The organism is Kitasatospora sp. NPDC057738, assembly GCF_042798815.1.
GTDB lineage: Bacteria > Actinomycetota > Actinomycetes > Streptomycetales > Streptomycetaceae > Kitasatospora > Kitasatospora lactacystinica.
Genome location: NZ_JBHVJT010000038.1, coordinates 20,923 through 40,668 on the forward strand (window position 1 = coordinate 20,923; position 19,746 = coordinate 40,668).

Here is a 19,746-nt window from a genome sequence, read left to right on the forward strand (position 1 = left end):
CGCCCCGGGCTGCCCCGGAGGCTTCCCCACGTGCGCGTCGCCCACCGGTCTTCTCCGGTCGGGACCCCCATGGCAAGAGGACGTGTTCACCCGTGAAGGTCGGCATCCCCCGCGAGGTCAAGAACCACGAGTACCGCGTGGCCATCACGCCCGCCGGCGTGCATGAGCTGGTCCGTAACGGACACGAGGTCTACATCGAGGACAACGCCGGTGTCGGCTCCTCGATCCCGAACGAGGAGTACGTGGCCGCCGGCGCCACCATCCTCCCCACCGCCGACGAGGTGTGGGCCACCGCCGACCTGCTGCTGAAGGTCAAGGAGCCCATCGCCTCCGAGTACCACCGGCTGCGCAAGGGTCAGACCCTCTTCACGTACCTCCACCTGGCGGCCGACCGGGCCGGCACCGACGCGCTGGTCGCCTCGGGCACCACCGCCATCGCGTACGAGACCGTTCAGCTGTCGAACGGCGCGCTGCCGCTGCTCGCCCCGATGTCCGAGGTCGCGGGCCGCCTGGCCCCGCAGGTCGGCTCGTACCACCTGATGCGCCCGGCCGGCGGCCGCGGCACCCTGCCGGGCGGCGTGCCCGGCACCCACCCGGCCAAGGCCGTCGTCATCGGCGGTGGCGTCTCCGGCTGGCACGCGGCCACCATCGCCGTCGGCATGGGTTACGAGGTGACCCTGCTGGACCGCGACATCAACAAGCTGCGCGAGGCCGACCGCATCTTCGGCACCAAGGTCAAGACCATCGTGTCGAACGCCTTCGAGCTGGAGAAGGCCGTCGTGGAGGCCGACCTGGTCGTCGGTGCCGTGCTGATCCCGGGCGCCAAGGCCCCGAAGCTGGTCACCAACGAGCTGGTCTCCCGCATGAAGCCGGGCTCCGTGCTCGTCGACATCGCCATCGACCAGGGCGGCTGCTTCGAGGACTCGCACGCCACCACGCACGACGACCCGACCTTCACGGTCCACAACTCGGTCTTCTACTGCGTGGCCAACATGCCGGGCGCCGTCCCGAACACCTCCACCTACGCGCTGACCAACGCCACCATGCCGTACGTGCTGGAGCTGGCCAACCGCGGGTGGAAGGAGGCGCTGCGCCGCGACGAGGCGCTCGCCAAGGGCCTGAACGTGCACGAGGGCCAGATCACCTTCCCGGCCGTGGCCGAGGCCTTCGGCCTGGAGTCGGTCTCCCTGGAGAGCGTGCTCGCCTGAACCCCCTGACCGCCCGGCGGTCGTTCGCCCCCGACCCGATCCCTTCGGGCCGGGGGCTTCGCCGTGCCCGTGATCAGCGGGTGGACCGGGCAGGTCGCTCTGTCGTCAATATCTGTCGGTCACGTCACCCGCCCGCAGAAACGTTGGGGCCGGTGACCCTCTCATCCCTTGACAGCAGCCCGCTCGATACTCGACACATCCTGCCCACTACCGTGGATTGTGTTGCTGCGAACGCCTTGAACGGCCTAGAGTCGCAAACCGTCGGCATGCTGCCACGCTGACGAATCGACATAGAGTCCTGGATGACCCAAGGAGGTAAGACGACTTGTGAATGAGTCGACAATTGCTCCCGGGGGTGGTCAGCCAGGACTGGCGGAGCTCACCGCCGGCCAGCCGAGTGAGGAGTCCGGGGCCCGGCAGCCCTCCGTGGGCTCGGCCGAGGTCGGCTCGGTCGCACTCCGTACTTTCGAAGCACGCCAGAACACAGCACAGGTGACCACGGTGACCGATCACGACGCCGACTTGGCGGCCTACGGCCTGGCCTACGGCGAGTTCGCCTACGGCGCCTACGACGACCCGGACGCCGAGTACGAGCCGGACCCGGAGTACGCCGCCACGCTGGCCCCCGACGCCGCGCGGCAGCGCCGCGAGCGGGTCGGCCCCACCGGCCGTCCGCTGCCGTACTTCCCGATCCCCGCGCCGGTCGCCGAGCACGGCCCCGCCCAGATCATCGCCATGTGCAACCAGAAGGGCGGCGTCGGCAAGACCACGTCGACCATCAACCTGGGCGCGGCGCTGGCCGAGTACGGCCGCCGGGTGCTGCTCGTCGACTTCGACCCGCAGGGCGCGCTCTCGGTCGGCCTCGGCGTCAACCCGATGGAGCTCGACGTCACCGTCTACAACCTGCTCATGGAGCGGGGCCTGACGGCCGATGAAGTGCTGCTGAAGACGGCGGTCCCGGGAATGGACCTGCTGCCCTCCAACATCGACCTCTCCGCCGCCGAGGTGCAGCTGGTCAGCGAGGTGGCCCGGGAGTCCGCGCTGGCGCGCGCCCTGAAGCCGCTGCTGCCCGACTACGACTACGTCATCATCGACTGCCAGCCCTCGCTGGGCCTGCTGACGGTCAATGCGTTGACGGCCGCTCACAGCGTGATCGTCCCGCTGGAGTGCGAGTTCTTCGCGCTGCGCGGTGTCGCGCTGCTGACCGAGACCATCGAGAAGGTGTGCGAGCGGCTCAACCCCGAGCTGCGCCTGGACGGCATCCTGGCCACCATGTACGACTCGCGCACCGTGCACAGCCGCGAGGTGCTGGCGCGCGTCGTCGAGGCGTTCGGCGAGCACGTCTTCCACACCGTCATCGGGCGGACCGTGCGCTTCCCGGAGACCACCGTCGCCGGCGAGCCCATCACGACGTACGCGACCAACTCGGTCGGTGCCGCCGCCTACCGCCAGCTCGCCAGGGAGGTGCTCGACCGGTGCCGCCCCGCCGAGTGAGTCTCCCGGGTGCCGACGAGCTGTTCCGGACCACGGGAGGGATGGCGCTGTCGCCCTCCCTCGCGCCGCGTCCGGCCGCCGAGGCAGCCAGACCGGAGACCGCGCGGACCGTCAACGGCCAGCCGGACGGCGCCGAGGGCACCGAATCCGCCCAGGGCGTCCAGGACGACCGGCAGGTGACGCCGGGGCAGCAGGCGCCCGGCTCGGTGCCGGCGCCCGCGCAGCCGCCCGTCCAGCGCTCCGGCGCGACCGTCGGGCCCGTGGCCGCAGGCGCCGCCGGGGCCGGGAAGACCGTCCAGGGCGGCCGCGGAGCCGGTTCCGCCCCGGCGGCCCGGACGCACCAGGGCGCCGCCGAGGAGCAGCCCGGTGCCGCCGGACGCGCCCGGCCGCGCGGTCGCGCGCCGCGCCGGCCCAGCGGGCGCGAGCGGCACGACGAGAAGATCACGGTGTACGTGTCCGCCGAGGAGCTCATGGACCTGGAGCACACCCGGCTGGTGCTGCGCGGCGAGCACGGCCTGGCCGTGGACCGCGGGCGGATCGTCCGGGAGGCCATCGCGGTCGTCCTGGCGGACCTGGAGCAGCGCGGCGAGGCCTCGATCCTGGTTCGGCGCCTGCGCGGCCGGTAGGCGGCGCGGAAGGGCGGCCGGCCGTTGGCGCCGGGCGTCGAGGGGGGCGGTCCGTACCGCCGGCTTCGTGGGGGCGGTTCGTACCGCCGGGTGTCGAGGGGCCGCGGGCCCGGCGTGGGGAGGCCGCCGGGCGGGTGGCGTGGCACCGCAGGGCGCGCAGGCGCGCGGGCGTCGGAGGGGGCGCGGAGCGTCGGGAAGGCGCCCAGGGGCGCGGGGTGGGGCCGGGGCGGGGTCCCGGCGCCCGAGGACCGTGTCGGGCTCCGGAGGGGCGTTCCCGGGGATCCGGGGTCGGTCCAACGGGTCGGCTGCCGCGCCGAGGACCTCGTACGGGCCCGGGGGCGCCGGGCGGAGGCCACGTGGAAGGCAGGCGGAAGGCGGGCGGAAGGCCGGCGGAGGCTGGTCCGGGCCCGGCGGAACGGCGTGTCGGTGGCCCCGGGGCGGGGCTGGGGGTGGGACCGGGTGAAGATGGACCGTCATGCCCAGTACCGCCGAAACCGCTGAAACCGCTGAAGCCTCCGGAACCTCCGAAACACCGGGCACCACCGCCGCGAGCGCGACCGTCACTGCTTCTGCTGTGAGCGCGACCGCGACCGCCACTGCCGTGAGCGCGGCCGAGAACGAGTCGCGGGGCGGCTTCCGGGTACGGCTGGACAACTTCGAGGGCCCCTTCGACCTGCTGCTCAGCCTGATCGCCAAGCACAAGCTGGACGTCACCGAGGTGGCGCTGGCCACCGTCACGGACGAGTTCATGGCGTACATCCGGGCGATGGGCCCGGATTGGGACCTGGACGCGGCGACCGAGTTCCTGGTGGTGGCCGCCACCCTGCTCGACCTCAAGGCGGCCCGGCTGCTGCCCGTGGCGGAGGTCGAGGACGAGGCGGACCTGGCCCTGCTGGAGGCCCGGGACCTGCTGTTCGCACGGCTGCTCCAGTACCGGGCGTACAAGCGGGCGGCCGCGCTGTTCGGCGAACGCTGGGCGGCCGAGCTGCTGCGCCGGCCCCGGAGCGCCGCCCTGGAGCCCCGGCACGCGGAACTGCTGCCGGAGGTCGTCATCAGCGTCGGGCCCCAGCGGCTCGCCGAGCTGGCGGCCAAGGCGATGGCGCCCAGGCCCGCGCCGGTCGTCTACGTGGACCACATCCACACCCCGCCGGTGAGCGTGCGCGAGCAGGCCTCCCTGGTGGTGGGGCTGCTCACCGAGCTGGGCGAGGCCTCGTTCCAGCGGCTGGTCGAGGACGCGCCGGACGACCTGGTGGTGGTCGCCCGGTTCCTGGCGCTGCTGGAGCTGTACCGGGAGCGGGTGCTCGCCTTCGAGCAGCCGGAGGCGCTCGGCGAGCTGGTGGTGCGCTGGGTGGCCGAGGAGGGCCGGGTGGCGGTCGAGGTCACGGACGAGTTCGACCGGCCGGCGGGTGAGGTCGGCGGGGTCGGTGAGGGCGGCGGGGTCGGCGGGGTCGGCGAGGGCGAGGAGGGCGAGCGGCGATGAGCGGCGGGAACGAGAGAGGGCGGCCGGTGCGGCGCCCGCTGGGGTTGCCCGGGCGGCCGCGGGCCGAGGAGTGGCTGGAACCGGCCTTCGAGCTGCTGCCGGAGCCGGTGGACCCGGTCCGGCCGGTGGAACCCGCGGAGCGCGTGCAGCTCGCCGAGCGTGTCGAGCCGGTCGAGCCGGTCGAGCCTGCGGCGCCGGTCGGGCTGGTGGAGTCGGGGGAGCGCGCCGGGCCTGCGGAGCCCGCAGTACCCGAGGGACCGGCGGGGGGTGGGGCGGTGGCGGAGGCCCGTCTCGTGCGTCAGAAGTCGGCCCGGCCGACTTCCGGTGCCGAGGGGGCCGCAGACGCCGGGCTGAGGGCCGAGCTGGAGGCCGTCCTGATGGTCGTCGACGAGCCGGTGGCCGAGGAGCGGCTGGCAGGGGTGCTGGAGCGGTCCCGGGCCGAGGTGGCGGCCGCGCTGCGGGAGCTGTCCGTCGAGTACACGGCCCAGGGCCGCGGTTTCGACCTGCGGCTGGTCGCGGGCGGCTGGCGGTTCTACAGCCGGGACACCTGTTCCGCGGCCGTCGACCGCTTCCTCCTGGACGGGCAGCAGGCCCGGCTCAGCCAGGCCGCGCTGGAGACCCTGGCGGTGGTCGCCTACCGGCAGCCGGTGTCCAGATCGCGGGTTTCCGCCGTCCGCGGTGTGAACTGTGACGGCGTGATGCGTACCCTGGTACAGCGAGGACTGGTGGAAGAGGCCGGATCCGAGCCCGAAACAGGTGCGATCCTGTATCGGACGACGAACTACTTCCTGGAACGGATGGGGCTCCGCGGCCTGGACGAGCTGCCGGAGCTTGCTCCCTTCCTGCCCGAGGTCGACGACGTGGAAGCGGAGTCCCTGGAGGGCACGATGATCGCGGAGGCGGTCGCCGCCGCTGCCGCGCAGGCCGCGGACGGCAGTGGCGAGGCCGATCGGGCCGGGCCCGATCGGTAGGGGGCGGTGAGGTCGGCCGAAACGACCGCACATCCCAGACGGAACGACGTACGGACACTTTGATGCGTAGCAGTGGCAACGGCAGGAACAGCAGCGGCGGCGGGAGCGGTCGCGGCGGGCAGGGCGGGGGCCGGGGCGGCAGCTCCTACGGCGGCGGCAGCAGCAGCGGCAGCCGCGGCGGCGGCTCGGGCGCGCGCGGGGGTTCGTACGGCGGCGGTGGCCGCGGCGGCTCCGGCTCGGGGTCGGGCTCGTACGGCGGCGGCGGTGGCCGCGGCGGCTCCGCTTCGGGGTCGGGCGCGCGCGGCGGCTCGTACGGTCGTGACGACCGGCGCGAGGGCCGCCGTGACGACCGGCGTGACGACCGCCGCTACCCGGACCGCCCGCTGCGGCCCGAGGAGCGCAAGTACGACCGCCCCGAGTACGGCGGCGGCCCCAACGCCACCCCGGCCCGCGGCGGCTACACCGGCCGGCGCCCCGGCCCGGCCCCGCGCCCGCGCCGTGAGGGCCAGGGCGCCCCGGGCGACCCGCGCCGTCAGCCGCAGCGCTCGCGCGAGCTGCAGGCCAAGATCGAGGACGCCGTCCTCGCCCGGCACGACAAGCCGGCCGTCAAGCTCCCCAAGACCTTCGGCGAGCCCGAGGGCGAGCGCCTGCAGAAGGTGCTGGCCCGGGCCGGCGTCGGCAGCCGCCGCGCCTGCGAGGAGCTGATCGAGCAGGGCCGGGTCGACGTCAACGGCAAGCGCGTCACCGAGCAGGGCAAGCGGGTCGACCCCCAGAAGGACGAGATCAAGGTGGACGGCCTGACCGTCGCCACCCAGTCCTACCTGTTCTTCGCGCTGAACAAGCCGGCCGGCGTGGTCTCCACCATGGAGGACCCGGACGGCCGCCAGTGCCTGGGCGACTACGTGACCAACCGGGAGACCCGGCTGTTCCACGTCGGCCGCCTGGACACCGAGACCGAGGGCATCATCCTGCTCACCAACCACGGCGAGCTGGCCCACCGTCTCACCCACCCGCGCTACGGCGTGACCAAGACCTACCTGGCCGCGATCCAGGGCCCGATCCCGCGCGACCTGGGCAAGCAGCTGGCCCAGGGCGTGGAGCTGGAGGACGGCTACGCGCGCGCCGACAGCTTCAAGGTGATCTCCAACGTCGGCAAGAACTACCTGGTCGAGGTGACCCTGCACGAGGGCCGCAAGCACATCGTCCGCCGGATGCTGGCCGAGGCCGGCTTCCCGGTCGAGAAGCTGGTGCGCACCCACTTCGGCCCGATCGCCCTGGGCGACCAGAAGTCGGGCTGGCTGCGCCGTCTGACCAACCCGGAGGTCGGCCAGCTGATGCGCGAGGTCGGCCTGTAGGCCCGTCCCCGTCCGCTCTGCCGGAGCCCCCGGCCGCACCTGCTGCGGCCGGGGGCTCCGGCGTTCCCGGGGATGCCGGGCCGGGGCGGGCGGGTGTCGATGTGCGGGTGTTCACGTGTGGGGTGTGTGCGGGCGGGCACTGCGGGCGTCCACGTTTCGGACGAGTGGTGTGAGCCGGGACGCAACCGCTGGTCACGACCTTGTCAGCGTCATGATCCGTGGCCGAGGATGGCCACCGGAGCACCACGCCGCGGTGTGGCGGGACTGCGCCAGCACGGGGCGCGCGGGTCGGGGCGGGAACGAGCCAACGGGAACGGGCGAGCAGGGGGAGAGGGCGTCGTGTCCGATGCAGCACTGGGACGGGCCGGCGGACAGGCCCTCGGCGCGCTGGGACTGGCGGAGCCGGACGGGCAGGTCTACGCGGCACTGGTGGCCAACCCGCAGTCCACGGCGGAGGAGCTGGCGGAGAGCTGCGGGCTGACGTTCCAGCAGAGCGTGCGCGCACTGGACCGGTTGGCGCAGCAGGGCATGGCCACCCGGGCGCCGGTGGACCGGCACCGCTACCTGCCGGTCCCGCCGGACGTCGCGATCGGCACGCTGATCGGGCACCGGGAGTCGGAGCTCCGCTACGCCCGGGCCGAGATGCACCGGCTGATGGACGCCTTCCGGGAGGCCTCGCGGTACACCGACCCGGCGCACTCGGTGGAGGTGCTGACGGGCGGCGAGGCGATCGCCCAGCGGCTGGAGCACATCACCGAGACCAGCCAGTACCAGGTGCGCGGCTTCGACCGTCCGCCGTACATCCAGGACCCGGTGGCGCCGATGCCCCTGCAGCGGCGGCGGCTGCGCGAGGGCGTGAAGTTCCGGACGATCTACGACCGGGAGGCGGTGGCCTGGCCGGGGCGGCTGGAGAAGAACATCCTGGCCGGGGTCGAGGACGGCGAGGAGGCGCGGGTCCGGCCGGCGCTGCCGATGAAGATGATCATCTCGGACGACCGGATGGCCATCATCCCGATCAGCGTCGGCGACAGCGTGCTGGACGCCGCGTACGTGATCCACCCCTCGGCGCTGCTCCAGGCGCTGGACACGCTGTTCGAGGCGGAGTGGGAGCGGGCCGTGCGGTTGCAGGCGGAGGCCGGATCGGACGATGGTGCGTCGGGACCGGAGGCCGACCACCGCAAGCTGCTGGGCCTGCTGGCGGCCGGGCTCACCGACGAGTCGATCGCCCGTTCGCTCGGCTGGAGCGCCCGGACCACCCAGCGCCGCCTCCAGAGCCTGATGCGCTCGCTGGGCGCCACCACCCGCTTCCAGGCCGGGATGGCGGCCAGGGAGCGGGGGTGGCTGTAGGGAATGTTGTGACAATTCTTGGTGTCGTGACGGCGCGACGGTCCGTGGAGTCGTGGCCATCCGCATTGTTATGACATTTCGCGTGTTCCGCGTGCTCCATGTGTTCCTTGTGTTCCGCGGGAACGGCGGGGAGCGGGGGAGCTGCCGGCTCCTCGGAACCGCGTGAACCCCGGGATTCGCGTGAACTCCCAGAGCGGCGTGAACCCCGAGACTCGCGTGAACCCCGGGAATTGTCATAACTTTCCCCGGTCGTGCCCCGTCAGCTCCAGGGGCTGAGCGCGGCCCAGCGGCCGTCCGGGCCGCGCTCGACCTTCTCCAGGCCGACCACGGCGGTACGGTTCAGCCGCCCGTAGATGTGCGGGAACAGCACACCGGGGGTGGCCCCCGGTGGCGGGGCGCCGTTCGGGGCCTCCCACTTCACCATCGGCTCCACCAGCGATTCCTCGATCAGCAGCACCATCAGCGGTTCGGGGGTGTCGGCGAAGAAGGCGTTGGCCACCGCGAGCGCCGTCTGCTCGTCCGCCGAGCAGTGGATGAACCCGTCGGTGAGCAGCGACGCGGTGGCGTACGGGCGGCCGGGGTCGGCCAGCCAGTCGTCCAGGGGAGCAAGGTGGAGGATCATGCTTCCTTTTCTACCCGTTGTCTCCGGTTTGGTCCTGAGCGGCCGTCATCGGCACGGCGGTGTCCGCCGTGCCGACCGCAGCGGTCAGAGTCCGGCCACCTTGGCGGACGCGGACACCTCGTACACCAGGGTGAGGGTGCGCCGGGCGCCCGGGGCGAGCGGGACGTCCCAGCGGACGATGCCCTCGGTGTCGAAGGAATCCGGCGCGGGGGCGCACTCCTCCTTGCGCAGCCGTACCTCGACCGCCGACACCTCGCTGACCGGGACCCGCTCGCGCACCGTGACGATCCGCTCGTCGCGCTCCTCCGGGCCGGAGAAGCGGGACAGGTGCAGCCGGACCGTCCGGGTGGTGGTCTGGCGGCCGGTGAGGCCGGCGGTGGCCTGGCGCTCCTCGGTCTCCCGGACCACCCGGTAGCCGTCCGAGCTGCCGAAGGACAGGTCGGCCTCGGCTCCGGCGGCGGTGAAGCGGAGCTCGCCGCGGCCGGTGAAGCCGCTGCCGCGGACCAGCTCGACCGGGCCGGACAGCAGCGGGTGCCCGGCCGTGTTGCGGAATCGGACCACCTGGGTGACCAGCGGGGACAGTTCCGGGGCGCAGGCGTACTCGCTGCTCGCCGGCCCGGTGAAGGCGCCCAGCGGCACCCGGTGGGCGCGGCCGTCGGAGGGCACGGTCGCGGGGGCGGGGGCGGGCAGCACCCGGACCTCGCCGCCGTCGTCCACGCCCGGAACCCGGGAGTCCGCGCCCAGGGTGGCGACCGCCTCCTCGCGCAGCTCGACCTCGACCGTGCGGCGCTCCTCGTCGGTGCGCTCGCGCAGCACCAGGACGTCCTCGGCGACCGCGGGCGGGGCGGTGGCGAGGGCGGAGCGGGCGGTGGAGAAGGTGAGCCGGGCGTTCGTCCAGTCCTCGCCGGTGCGCTGCCAGACCACCGCCTCCGACTCCAGGCGCAGGTCGGTGCCGTCCAGGGTCGCCCGGTAGGAGGGCCGCCACAGCGCACAGGGCACCAGGTGGGAGACGGTCAGCGCGGCGGGGCCGGGCCGTGCCGCCTCGACGGTGAGCTCCAGGTGGGCGGTCAGCTCGGCCGGGTCCTCCTCCGCCCGGTCCAGCGCGATCAGGGCCTGTGAGCGCTCCTGCTCCAGGCGGCGCAGCCGGGAGTGGGTGGCGCGCAGGTCCTCGCCGTAGCGCTCGCGTTCGGTGTCCACCCGGCCGAGCTCCCGGGCCCAGCGGTTGGGTTCGAGCTCGCCGAGGCCGGCGCCTTCGCCGATCTCGCGCAGCAGGTCGGCGGAGAGCTGGGCGAGCAGTGCCAGGCGGGCCTCCAACCGGGCCCGGGTCTGGTCGGCCAGGCGCGTCTCCGCGTCCAGCCGGTGCAGCCGGTGGCGCAGTTCGGAGTCCTCCGGGCCGGGCGGCAGTGGGGCGCGCGGGGTCCAGTCGCGCACCAGCCGGGCGTCCAGCACCCGGACGCCGTCGGTGGCGGATTCGGCGCGCAGGGTGCGGTCGACGGCGAGGGCGGTGAGCGGGCCGAGGCGCAGCCGCTGCACGCCCGCGGCGAGCCCGACCGTCGTGGTGCGCTCGACCTGGCTGCGGTCCTCCAGGCAGGTCACGGCGGTGACGGGGAGGGGAAGGTTCTCGACGGTCATCGCTCAGTTCCTCCGGTTTCCGCCGACGATGGCCTTTCCGGCCGGGATCTTGATCAGGTAGCCGCCGTCCAGCTCGGTGCGCCCGCCCGGCGGCAGGTCGACGCGCCAGAGCCGGGTGCTGGGCGGGCAGTCCGGTGCGGAGACGGTCGGGGCGTGCCAGTCGGCCCGCTCCTCGATCCGGATCTCGGCGTCGGAGGCGACCGGCACCCGCTCGCGGACCTCCACCGTGACGGCGCGTGCGAGCCGGTTCGCCAGCCGGACGTGCACCCGGTGGTCGAGGACGGTGCTGTTGCCCTTCAGCATGCCGGTGGTGGACTCGTGCAGCTCGGTGCGGCGCGCCACCTCGATGCTCTCGGCGACGCCGATGCCCAGCCGCCGGGTGCCGCCGGGCGCCAGGGTGGGCAGGGCGGCGGTGAGCAGGAACTCGTCGTCCACGGTGACCTCGGCCGGGCCGGCCAGGACGGCCTGGTCGGTGCGGTTGGCGAGCACCAGGGTCGCGTACACCTTCTCCTCGACGGCGGGGACGGTGACGTACTCGGGTCGGACGGCGAGGGGGATCTCGCCGACGGTGACGGTGTGCCAGGTGCCGTCGGACGGGATGTCGGCGGGGGCGGCGGCGTCGAAGCGGTGGTCGAAGGAGCCGGCCGACTCGCGGGGCGGGACGGCGTGCCGGGGCAGGGCGAGGGTGCGCAGCTGCGCGGTACCGCTGCCGCCGGGCGGGGGCCAGGCCTGCTCCTCGCGCGCGATCCGTTCGGGGCGGGCGTGCAGGGTGCCGCGCCGGGTGGGGGGCTCCTCCGGGCCGGCCAGGACGAGGTCGGGGTAGTCGAGCAGAGTCGCGTCCGGGGCGAGGCCGGGCGGAGGCGGCGGTGGGGCGGCGTGGCCGACGCGGCGGCGGGCCTCCCCGGGCGGGAGGCCGCCCGGAGCCTGCGGCAGCGGTGCGTAGGCGGCGACCGGGGCCGGGGACAGGAGCGGCGGCGGGGCGCCGTAGCCCGCGAAGCCACCAGGGCCGCCCGGGGGCGGGGGCATCGGCTCGTCGGCGCTCAGCAGGCCACCGCCGTACGGGCCGGCCGCGGGGGCGATCTGCTCGTCGGCCCCGAAGGCCTCGGCCCGGGGACCGCCCGGACGTGCGCCGCCGAGACGGGCCGAGCGGGCGGCAGGGGCGGCGGAGACGGGCGTCGGGGTGGAGGCGACGATCGGGCGGGATGCGGTGCCGTGGAGGCGGTGGTGCGGGGCGGGGCGGTCGGCGTCGGCCGCGTCGTAGCCGGTGAAGAGGTCGGTCAGACCGGCCGGGGGCTCGCGCCAGCCGGAGGGCGGCGGGGCGGGCTGGCTGCGCCCGATCCGCAGCGAGGCGAGCCGGGGCAGGTCGGTGCGGCGGTCGAGGTCGGCGGTGGACAGGGCGAGGCGCACGCCCGTCCAGTCCTCGCCGGTGCGCTGCGCGACGGCGGCGCGCAGGACCAGGTGGGCGGTGTCGGAGCCGGTCCGGTAGGACAACCGGTAGGCGGGCACCCAGCGGGCGGCGGGGACGCCGTACTCCAGTTCCAGTTCCACGTCGAGGTGGTCACCGTCGGGGGCGGTGTCCTCGGTGGTGCCGGGGGTGGTGAGGGCGGCGGTGCCCGCGGTGGCGCCGGGGGTGGTGCCGGGGGTGGTGTCGGGGGTGGTGTCGGGAGCGGTGAGAGTAAGCAGGACGGTGGTGCTGGTGCCGATCGGCTCGGCTCGGTCGGCGGTGGACGCCCGTTCCAGCCGGTCGGCGGCCAAGTCGAGCTCGTGATCGGCGAGTTCCAGCTCCCGGGTGAGCTGCTCGGCGCGTTCCTGGAGCCGGGCCAGCCGCTCGTCGACGAAGTCGGCGAGCTCCAGCCACGCGTCGGCGGGCGTGCGGCGCAGCGGCTCGTCGCGTCGGCGCTGCGGCGGGACGGCGCGCAGTGCGGCGGTCTCGGCGATCGAGGACAGGACCAGCCGGTGGCGCTCGGCGAGCGTGCTGCGGCGCTCTGTGGCCTCGTCCAGCGCCCGCTTCAGGTCCGGGAGTTCATCCGGCTCTCGGAGTTCGGCGAGCAGTTCCAGCCGGGCCTCGGTGACGGCGGTGCCGGCCGGTCCGGAGAGCACCCGGGCGCGCAGCGAGCGGCCGTCCAGGGCGGCGGGCAGACCGGTCAGCCGCAGCCGTCCCCCGGGCGGGACCGCGACGGTGGCCCGTCGGCGGCACACCGCGCCTTCGGCGTACACCACGACGGAGTCCAGGACCGACGGGTGGGCCGGTACGGCCGGCGGTTTCGACTGCCCGCTCCGGCCGTTGTGCTGATCGTCCATGCGCAACCCCTTCGTTCGCGTGTTCCCCGAGGTGTTCCCCCGCCGCGTGGCGTCGGCGGTGCGGTGCTCGTCGTGCGGTGCTCGTCGTGCGGTGCTCGTCGTGCGGTGCTCGTCGTGCGGTGCTTGTTGTGCGGCGTTCGTTGTGCCGTGCGGGCCTCCGGCTCGCCCGCATGCCTGCCCTGTTCGCCTCTGCTTGCTGTTCTGACTGTCCTGAACCGTTCTGCTGCCGGTCCGTTTCTTCTGCGTTGCCCAGGTTCCGTGCAGCCCGCGCCTTCCTCCGGGCGGCCAGTCTGCCCCGCTTCGGGGCGGGCGTCGCAGGATTTCCGGGTCCGACGTGCGCACTGTGTGGGACGGGGGCGGGTCCGTGGCGGTTGCCGGTGCCGGAAGCTGCCGGGGCTGCCGTTCGGGTTGCCGGGCAGTGGGTGGGGACTTCGGCGGGGTGGATGAGGGAGGATGGGGCGCGGGTGCTCCCGAACGGTCCCGGCACCTGTCGAGATTCGTGATGAGGAGAGCGACCCGCCATGCGCACTGCCGTCGTCGTCGGCACCGGACTGATCGGCACCTCCGCCGCGCTCGCGCTGACCGCTCGCGGGCTGACCGTCCATCTGGAGGACGCCGACCCGGACGCGGCCCGTACCGCCGAGTCGCTCGGCGCGGGCATCACCGACCCGGTCGACGGCCCGGTGGACCTGGCGATCATCGCCGTCCCGCCCGCGCTCGTCGGCAAGGTGCTCGCCGACTGCCAGCGCCGCAACCTGGCGCACTGGTACACCGACGTCGCCAGCGTGAAGGCCGGCCCGAGCGGCGAGATCGCCGAGCTCGGCTGCGACACCGTCCACTACATCGGTAGTCACCCGATGGCCGGCCGTGAGAGGTCCGGCCCGCTGGCCGCCCGCGCCGACATCTTCGAGGGCCGCCCCTGGGTGCTCACCCCGACCGCGGACACCGACACCGAGACGCTCAACGCCGCGCTGGAGCTGGTCGCGCTCTGCGGCGCGGTGCCGATCGTGATGGACGCCGCCGAGCACGACCGGGCGGTCGCCCTGGTCTCGCACGCCCCGCAGCTGGTCTCCTCGCTGGTCGCGGCCCGGCTGGAGAACGCCGACGAGACCGCCATAAGGCTGTCCGGTCAGGGCGTGCGCGACGTCACCAGGATCGCCGCCTCCAACCCCGGCATGTGGGTCGACATCCTCTCCGCCAACGCGGGCGCGGTCGCCGACGTCCTGGACGGGGTCGCCCGCGACCTCGCCGAGACGGTCACCGCGCTGCGCGCCATGGAAGCCGTCGAGGAGGACGAGCGCCAGGCCGGAGCGGCCGGGATCGAGGCCGTCATGCGGCGCGGCAACACCGGTCAGGCCCGGATCCCCGGCAAGCACGGGGCACCGCCCACCCGGTACGAGACCGTGGCGGTCGTGCTGGGCGACCAGCCGGGCGAGCTGGGCCGGCTGTTCGGGGAGGTCGGCGACGCCGGGGTCAACATCGAGGACGTCGTCATCGAGCACTCGACCGGGCAGCAGGTCGGCTTCGTCCAGCTGTCGGTCGCGCCGACGGCGGTGAAGCGGCTGACCAAGGCGCTGCGGGCGAGCGGCTGGAGCGTCCGGGACTGACGTTCCCCGGCGAGCGGCCCGGCCTGTGCCCGGTGTACCGGGTGTACCGGGTGTACCTGGGGTACCAGTACACGGGGTACTGGCATACCGGCGTACCGGCATGTTGGGAGTTCGACCGGTCCGAGTCGACCGGTCGGTATCGATTAGTCTTTACCGACCAATTCGTGTCGACTGGCCGAGGTCGACCGGTTCACGCCACCCGGGCCGTCTCGACCGCCCGGTCCGTCTTGACCGGTCGGTCCGTCTCGACCGGGCGGGCCGGACAGCGGCGGAGAGTGTCACGGCGGCGGTCCATTAACCTTGAGGGAGACAATCCCCGGCCGTCCGCCTGCCCAGGCTCCGGCTCCCATGCTTCGAGAGAGGTTCGCCCCGTGGACACTGCCGACCGAGCGCACGCCCCGGTCGTCGTCGCCATCGACGGACCCTCCGGCTCCGGCAAGTCGACCGTCTCGCGGGCGGTCGCCGCCCGGCTGGGCCTGAGCTTCCTGGACACCGGCGCCATGTACCGGGCGATGACCTGGTGGATGCTGGCCAACGAGGTCGACGTCGACGACCCGGAGGCGGTGGCCGTCGCGTGCGGCAAGCCGGTGATCGTCTCGGGCACCGACGCCGACGGCCCCACCATCACGGTGGACGGCCAGGACGTGTCGGGCCCGATCCGCGGCCCCGAGGTGACCGCCAAGGTCAGCGCCGTGTCCGCGGTCCCCGCCGTACGGTCCCGGCTGGTGGAGCTGCAGCGCGGCTGCGCCGAGGTCGCCGAGCGCGGCATCGTCGCCGAGGGCCGGGACATGGGCACCGTGGTGTTCCCGGACGCCACCGTCAAGGTCTTCCTGACCGCCTCCGAGCAGGCCCGGGCCGCGCGCCGGGCGGCCGAGCTGCGCGCCAAGGGCGTGGAGGAGGCGACCATCACCGCGATGGCCGCCGACCTCGCCCGCCGCGACGCCGCCGACTCCTCCCGGAAGACGGCCCCGCTGGCCCAGGCCGCGGACGCGGTCCTGGTCGACACCAGCGACCTCACCCTGGAGCAGGTGATCGACCGGATCGCCGGGCTGGTGGAGGAGCGGGCCGGACTGTCCGCGGTCTGACCGGCGGCTGCCGGTCCGATCAGGACCGGTCCGAGCACACCCGGGCCGACCGACCAACGACCGAAGTGAACCGCGGGCCGTCGAGGTGCCGCGGAGACAACCATCGCGCTGCCCCGAGCGGGGCAGGTACGCACGGCACGCCCCTGGGAAGGGCCGGGCCGGGAAACGGAACAGACGAACATGACCGCAGAGCACGCCGCCACCGGCCACGGTGAGCTGGACGCCGCCGACTACGCCGAGTTCATGGCACTCGCCGCCGAAGAGGGCTTCGACCTCGACGGCTTCGACGCCGTGGACGGTGCCGAGCACGTCCGACTGCCGGTGCTGGCCGTCGTCGGCCGCCCGAATGTCGGCAAGTCGACCCTGGTGAACCGCATCATCGGCCGCCGCGAGGCCGTCGTCGAGGACAAGCCGGGCGTCACCCGCGACCGGGTCACCTACGAGGCCAGCTGGAACGGCCGCCGCTTCAAGGTGGTCGACACCGGCGGCTGGGAGATCGACGTCCTCGGCATCGACGCCATGGTGGCCGCCCAGGCCGAGCTGGGCATCGAGCAGGCCGACGCGGTGCTGTTCGTGGTGGACGCCACCGTCGGCGCCACCGACACCGACGAGGCCCTGATCAAGCTCATCCGCCGGGCGGGCAAGCCGACCGTCCTGTGCGCCAACAAGGTCGACGGCCCCTCCACCGAGGCCGAGGCCGCCTACCTCTGGTCGCTCGGCCTGGGCGAGCCGTTCCCGGTCTCGGCCCTGCACGGCCGCGGCTCCGGCGACCTGCTGGACGCCGTCATGGACGCGCTGCCCGAGGCCCCGCCGCAGACCTTCGGCGACGCCGCCCCCGGCGGCCCGCGCCGCATCGCGCTGATCGGCCGGCCCAACGTCGGCAAGTCCAGCCTGCTGAACAAGGTCGCCGGCGAGGAGCGCGTCGTCGTCAACGAGCTGGCCGGCACCACCCGTGACCCGGTCGACGAGATGATCGAGCTCGGCGGCAAGACCTGGAAGTTCGTGGACACCGCCGGCATCCGCCGCCGCGTCCACCTGACCGCCGGCGCCGACTTCTACGCCTCGCTGCGCACCTCCTCCGCACTGGAGAAGGCCGAGGTCGCGGTCGTCCTGATCGACGCCAGCGAGACCCTCGCCGAGCAGGACACCCGGATCATCTCGATGGCCGTCGAGGCCGGGCGCGCCGTCGTCATCGCCTACAACAAGTGGGACCAGCTGGACGAGGAGCGCCGCTACTACCTGGAGCGCGAGATCGAGCGCGACCTCGTCCAGGTGCAGTGGGCCCCGCGCGTCAACGTCTCGGCCAAGACCGGTCGGCACATGGAGAAGCTCGTCCCGGCGGTCGAGAGCGCGCTGGAGGGCTGGGAGACCCGCATCCCGACCGCGCGCCTGAACGCCTTCCTCGGCGAGCTGGTCGCCGCCCACCCGCACCCGATCCGCGGCGGCAAGCAGCCGCGCATCCTGTTCGGCACCCAGGCCGGCGTCCGTCCGCCGCGCTTCGTGCTGTTCTCCTCGGGCTTCCTGGAGGCCGGTTACCGGCGCTTCATCGAGCGCCGCCTGCGTGAGGAGTTCGGGTTCGTGGGGACGCCGATCTCGATCTCGGTGCGGGTCCGGGAGAAGCGCAAGAAGAAGTAGTAGCAGGTAGAAGGAGTGGTCGGTCCGCCGACCGACGGCCGGAGGGCCTCGCCGCAGTGGTGGCGGGGCCCTCCGGCGTTTTCGGGGGACGGGGGGAGCGGGGGCGCGTCTGGCCTGGTCAGGCCCGGCCTGGCCCGTCCCGGTCTGAGTCGATCCGGTTCGGCCTGGGGCCCCGCTCGGGTCCGCCCGGGGCCCGGCGGTCGTCAGCGGTGGTCGACCGTGGGACCAGGGGGCAGCGAGAGCATCTGGCGGTGGCGGCCGCCGGTGGACCGGGTGGGGGCGAGGCCGGAGACCGTGCCCATCACCGGGGAGGGTGCGGGCGGTGCCGGGGGCTGGGGCGCGGGGACCGGCATCGGCGTGGGGTGCGGGGACGAGCCCAGGTAGCCGGTCGCGACCCAGCCCTGGCCGTTGGTGAACTGGGCGGCGGGGAGGGCGGGTTGCTCCTGGGCCGGGGCTGCGGTGGCGTGGCCCGGGCTGTCGCCGACGGGTGTGGGGGTGGTGGCGGTGGGCTCGGGGTGGCCGCCGGGGTGGCCGCCGGGGTGGCCGTGGTGACGGCCGGTGGTGAGGCTCGCGGTGTGGGCGCCGGTGTGGCCGCCGACGTGGCTTCCGGTGGTGTGCGCGCCGTTGTGATCACCGGTGTGACTTCCGTGGTGACTGCCGGTGTGGGTGTTGGCGTGGGCGCCGGTGTGGGTGCCGCTGTGAGCGCCGCTGTGGCTGTGCTGCTGGGCACCGGCAGGGCCGTGCTGGTGGCCGCCGGTCGGCCCGGACCCGTGGTGCTGGGAGCTCGGCATGAACTGGGGGAGGCCCGGTGCCTGGCCCGCGAGGGTGTGGAAGGCCTGCTGCTGGGGCGGGTACGGGCGCTGCTCGCCGAGCACCGGGTAGCCGTCGCGGACCGCGAAGCCGGTGAACTTCAGGTCCTCCTCCCCCGAGCGGTCGCCGGGCAGGGCACGGAAGAGGCGCCGGTACTCGGAGTACAGCTCGTCGTAGATCGGCGTGGCGGAGTGCGGGTGCTCGGCGTCGTACGACGGGCGCATGCCCGGGATCGAGCGCGAGGCGGTGGCGGACCGGCCGGGGGCTGCGGAGACGTCGTAGCTGTACACGTAGGAGCCAACGAGTGAGAGGGGCGGGGGGATGCGGGGCGCCGGGGTGTGGGTGCGCCCACACGCCGGAGCGTGGAGGGGGAGGGCGCGCCGGGCGGAGTACGGGGGCGCCGGGGTACGGGCCGGGCGGTGCGCCGGGGTGTTGGGCGTATCGGGGCGCTGGGCGCGCGCCCGCCCGCCGGAAGACGGCCACGGGGGAGGAGGCCGCATTCCGGCGGGTACGGGGCGGGACCGGGCGGGACCGGGCGCCGGGACGGATCAGGTCCCGGCGAGCGGGAGGGAGGCGGCGACCACCTGACCCAGCGCCACCGCCCGCTCCAGCGCCTGGCGCAGCAGGTCCTCGCGGGGCTGGCGCCCGACCATGCCGGCCGGCACGGCGTACATCGTCACCTCGGACAGCTGGTTCGCGGCCATCCGCCAGGCGTCGGTGACCTGGAGCGGCTGGTGCGCCTGCCACCAGCCGGTGCTGCCGCCGGCCGCGGCGGGCTGGAGGACCGCGTGCAGCTTGCCCATCGCGACCAGGACGGACCAGCCGGGCAGCTGGTCCGGGGTCTCGTCCAGGTCGGTGACGGGCTGGAAGCCGGCGTCGTGGAGCAGGTCGAGGAACTCGTCCTCGCCCGAGGTGCTGCCGGGGCGGCCGACCGGCCCGGTCGGCTCGACCACCAGCGAGGCGTGCCCGACCTTGCCGTGCAGCACCAGCCCGCAGGTGATGCCGAGGATGGCGGCCTGGCCGGCCGCGGCCGGCGGGGTCAGGGCGGGTCCGCCGGGCGCGGCCGGGGCCGGGGCGGGGACTGGTGCGGGGGCGCCCGGCGCGGCGGCGGGGACGGCCAGGTCCGGGCCGCCGGGCTGGGACTGGCTGATGCTGCGGACGGCGCCGGCCAGCTGCTCCTCGGAGACCGGGACCACCTGGGAGGGGATGCAGCGGGCGTGCGCGAAGGCGAGGACGGCGGTCTCCTCGCCGACGAACAGCACGGTGCTGGTGGGCTCCACGTGCGTGTCGCCGGGAGTCCGGCAGGAGGTGCACTCGTAGCTGTCGGGGGCGCGGTCACCGCCTAGCAGCCGGTCGGCCTCGTCGTCGCCGATCTCGGACCGGACCTCGTCGCTGACGTCGAGCATGCGCGGCACAGGGTCTCCTCGGATGGGTGCGGATGGGGGTTCGGTGCGGACACAGGGAGGTCGCCATGCCCAACGGGCCCTTGTGTCAGGCGTCACGGGTGCCCGTCGAGGCTGACGGGAATTGCGTCTGATCCGACCGCGTGGCGTGTTCCCGTGGTCGCAATCTG

15 protein-coding genes are annotated in these 19,746 nt (G+C 74.2%); 10 read left to right on the forward strand and 5 right to left on the reverse strand.

Going from position 1 to position 19,746, the window contains the following annotated elements:
* Nucleotides 1–92: 92 nt before the first annotated feature.
* The 7 genes from ald to ACFVGO_RS21275 all read left to right on the forward strand — a co-directional run bounded on the left by ald (nucleotide 93) and on the right by ACFVGO_RS21275 (nucleotide 8,481).
* A complete protein-coding gene (ald, locus tag ACFVGO_RS21245; protein WP_359899199.1) occupies nucleotides 93–1,208 on the forward strand; it encodes an alanine dehydrogenase in 1,116 nt (371 codons plus the stop codon).
* Nucleotides 1,209–1,634: 426 nt separating this feature from the next.
* Entirely contained in the window at nucleotides 1,635–2,702 is a 1,068-nt protein-coding gene (locus tag ACFVGO_RS21250) for a ParA family protein (RefSeq protein ID WP_030245868.1), read from the forward strand.
* Nucleotides 2,703–2,743: 41 nt separating this feature from the next.
* Nucleotides 2,744–3,328 carry a hypothetical protein gene (locus ACFVGO_RS21255; RefSeq protein ID WP_359899201.1) on the forward strand — a complete coding sequence of 195 codons (585 nt, stop codon included), beginning with the start codon at nucleotides 2,744–2,746 and terminating at the stop codon, nucleotides 3,326–3,328.
* 574 nt (nucleotides 3,329–3,902) lie between these two features.
* Nucleotides 3,903–4,808, forward strand: coding sequence for a segregation and condensation protein A (locus ACFVGO_RS21260; protein WP_380633376.1), 906 nt, complete (start codon nucleotides 3,903–3,905; stop codon nucleotides 4,806–4,808).
* 377 nt (nucleotides 4,809–5,185) lie between these two features.
* On the forward strand, nucleotides 5,186–5,779 hold the full coding sequence (locus ACFVGO_RS21265; RefSeq protein WP_380633423.1) for an SMC-Scp complex subunit ScpB: 594 nt from the start codon (nucleotides 5,186–5,188) through the stop codon (nucleotides 5,777–5,779).
* Nucleotides 5,780–5,841: 62 nt separating this feature from the next.
* Nucleotides 5,842–7,134: a pseudouridine synthase gene (locus tag ACFVGO_RS21270; protein WP_380633378.1), complete on the forward strand. Its 1,293-nt coding sequence runs from the start codon at nucleotides 5,842–5,844 to the stop codon at nucleotides 7,132–7,134.
* A 339-nt stretch (nucleotides 7,135–7,473) separates the two neighbouring features.
* A complete protein-coding gene (locus ACFVGO_RS21275) occupies nucleotides 7,474–8,481 on the forward strand; it encodes a helix-turn-helix domain-containing protein (protein WP_359899207.1) in 1,008 nt (335 codons plus the stop codon).
* A 259-nt stretch (nucleotides 8,482–8,740) separates the two neighbouring features.
* Here ACFVGO_RS21275 and ACFVGO_RS21280 read toward each other — a convergent pair whose 3' ends face one another.
* From ACFVGO_RS21280 to ACFVGO_RS21290, 3 genes are all read right to left on the reverse strand, one after another.
* Nucleotides 8,741–9,103, reverse strand: coding sequence for a DUF952 domain-containing protein (locus ACFVGO_RS21280; protein ID WP_359899209.1), 363 nt, complete (start codon nucleotides 9,101–9,103; stop codon nucleotides 8,741–8,743).
* A gap of 84 nt (nucleotides 9,104–9,187) precedes the next feature.
* Nucleotides 9,188–10,735 (reverse strand): mucoidy inhibitor MuiA family protein, encoded by a 1,548-nt coding sequence (locus ACFVGO_RS21285; RefSeq protein ID WP_380633381.1) that lies wholly within the window; start codon nucleotides 10,733–10,735, stop codon nucleotides 9,188–9,190.
* A gap of 3 nt (nucleotides 10,736–10,738) precedes the next feature.
* Nucleotides 10,739–13,036, reverse strand: a complete 2,298-nt coding sequence (locus tag ACFVGO_RS21290; RefSeq protein WP_380633382.1) for a DUF4139 domain-containing protein — start codon at nucleotides 13,034–13,036, stop codon at nucleotides 10,739–10,741.
* 521 nt (nucleotides 13,037–13,557) lie between these two features.
* On the opposite strand from ACFVGO_RS21290, the gene ACFVGO_RS21295 reads away from it, so the two are divergent.
* The 3 genes from ACFVGO_RS21295 to der all read left to right on the forward strand — a co-directional run bounded on the left by ACFVGO_RS21295 (nucleotide 13,558) and on the right by der (nucleotide 17,363).
* Nucleotides 13,558–14,643: a prephenate dehydrogenase gene (locus ACFVGO_RS21295; protein ID WP_359899214.1), complete on the forward strand. Its 1,086-nt coding sequence runs from the start codon at nucleotides 13,558–13,560 to the stop codon at nucleotides 14,641–14,643.
* Nucleotides 14,644–15,014: 371 nt separating this feature from the next.
* Complete coding sequence (gene cmk / locus ACFVGO_RS21300) at nucleotides 15,015–15,728, forward strand: (d)CMP kinase (protein WP_359899216.1); 714 nt, start codon at nucleotides 15,015–15,017, stop codon at nucleotides 15,726–15,728.
* Nucleotides 15,729–15,908: 180 nt separating this feature from the next.
* Nucleotides 15,909–17,363, forward strand: coding sequence for a ribosome biogenesis GTPase Der (gene der / locus ACFVGO_RS21305; protein WP_359899217.1), 1,455 nt, complete (start codon nucleotides 15,909–15,911; stop codon nucleotides 17,361–17,363).
* A 203-nt stretch (nucleotides 17,364–17,566) separates the two neighbouring features.
* Here the strand turns inward: der and ACFVGO_RS21310 are convergent, their stop codons facing one another.
* A complete protein-coding gene (locus tag ACFVGO_RS21310) occupies nucleotides 17,567–18,463 on the reverse strand; it encodes a hypothetical protein (RefSeq protein ID WP_359899219.1) in 897 nt (298 codons plus the stop codon).
* Nucleotides 18,464–18,721: 258 nt separating this feature from the next.
* Nucleotides 18,722–19,588: a hypothetical protein gene (locus ACFVGO_RS21315; protein WP_380633383.1), complete on the reverse strand. Its 867-nt coding sequence runs from the start codon at nucleotides 19,586–19,588 to the stop codon at nucleotides 18,722–18,724.
* Nucleotides 19,589–19,746 lie beyond the last annotated feature (158 nt).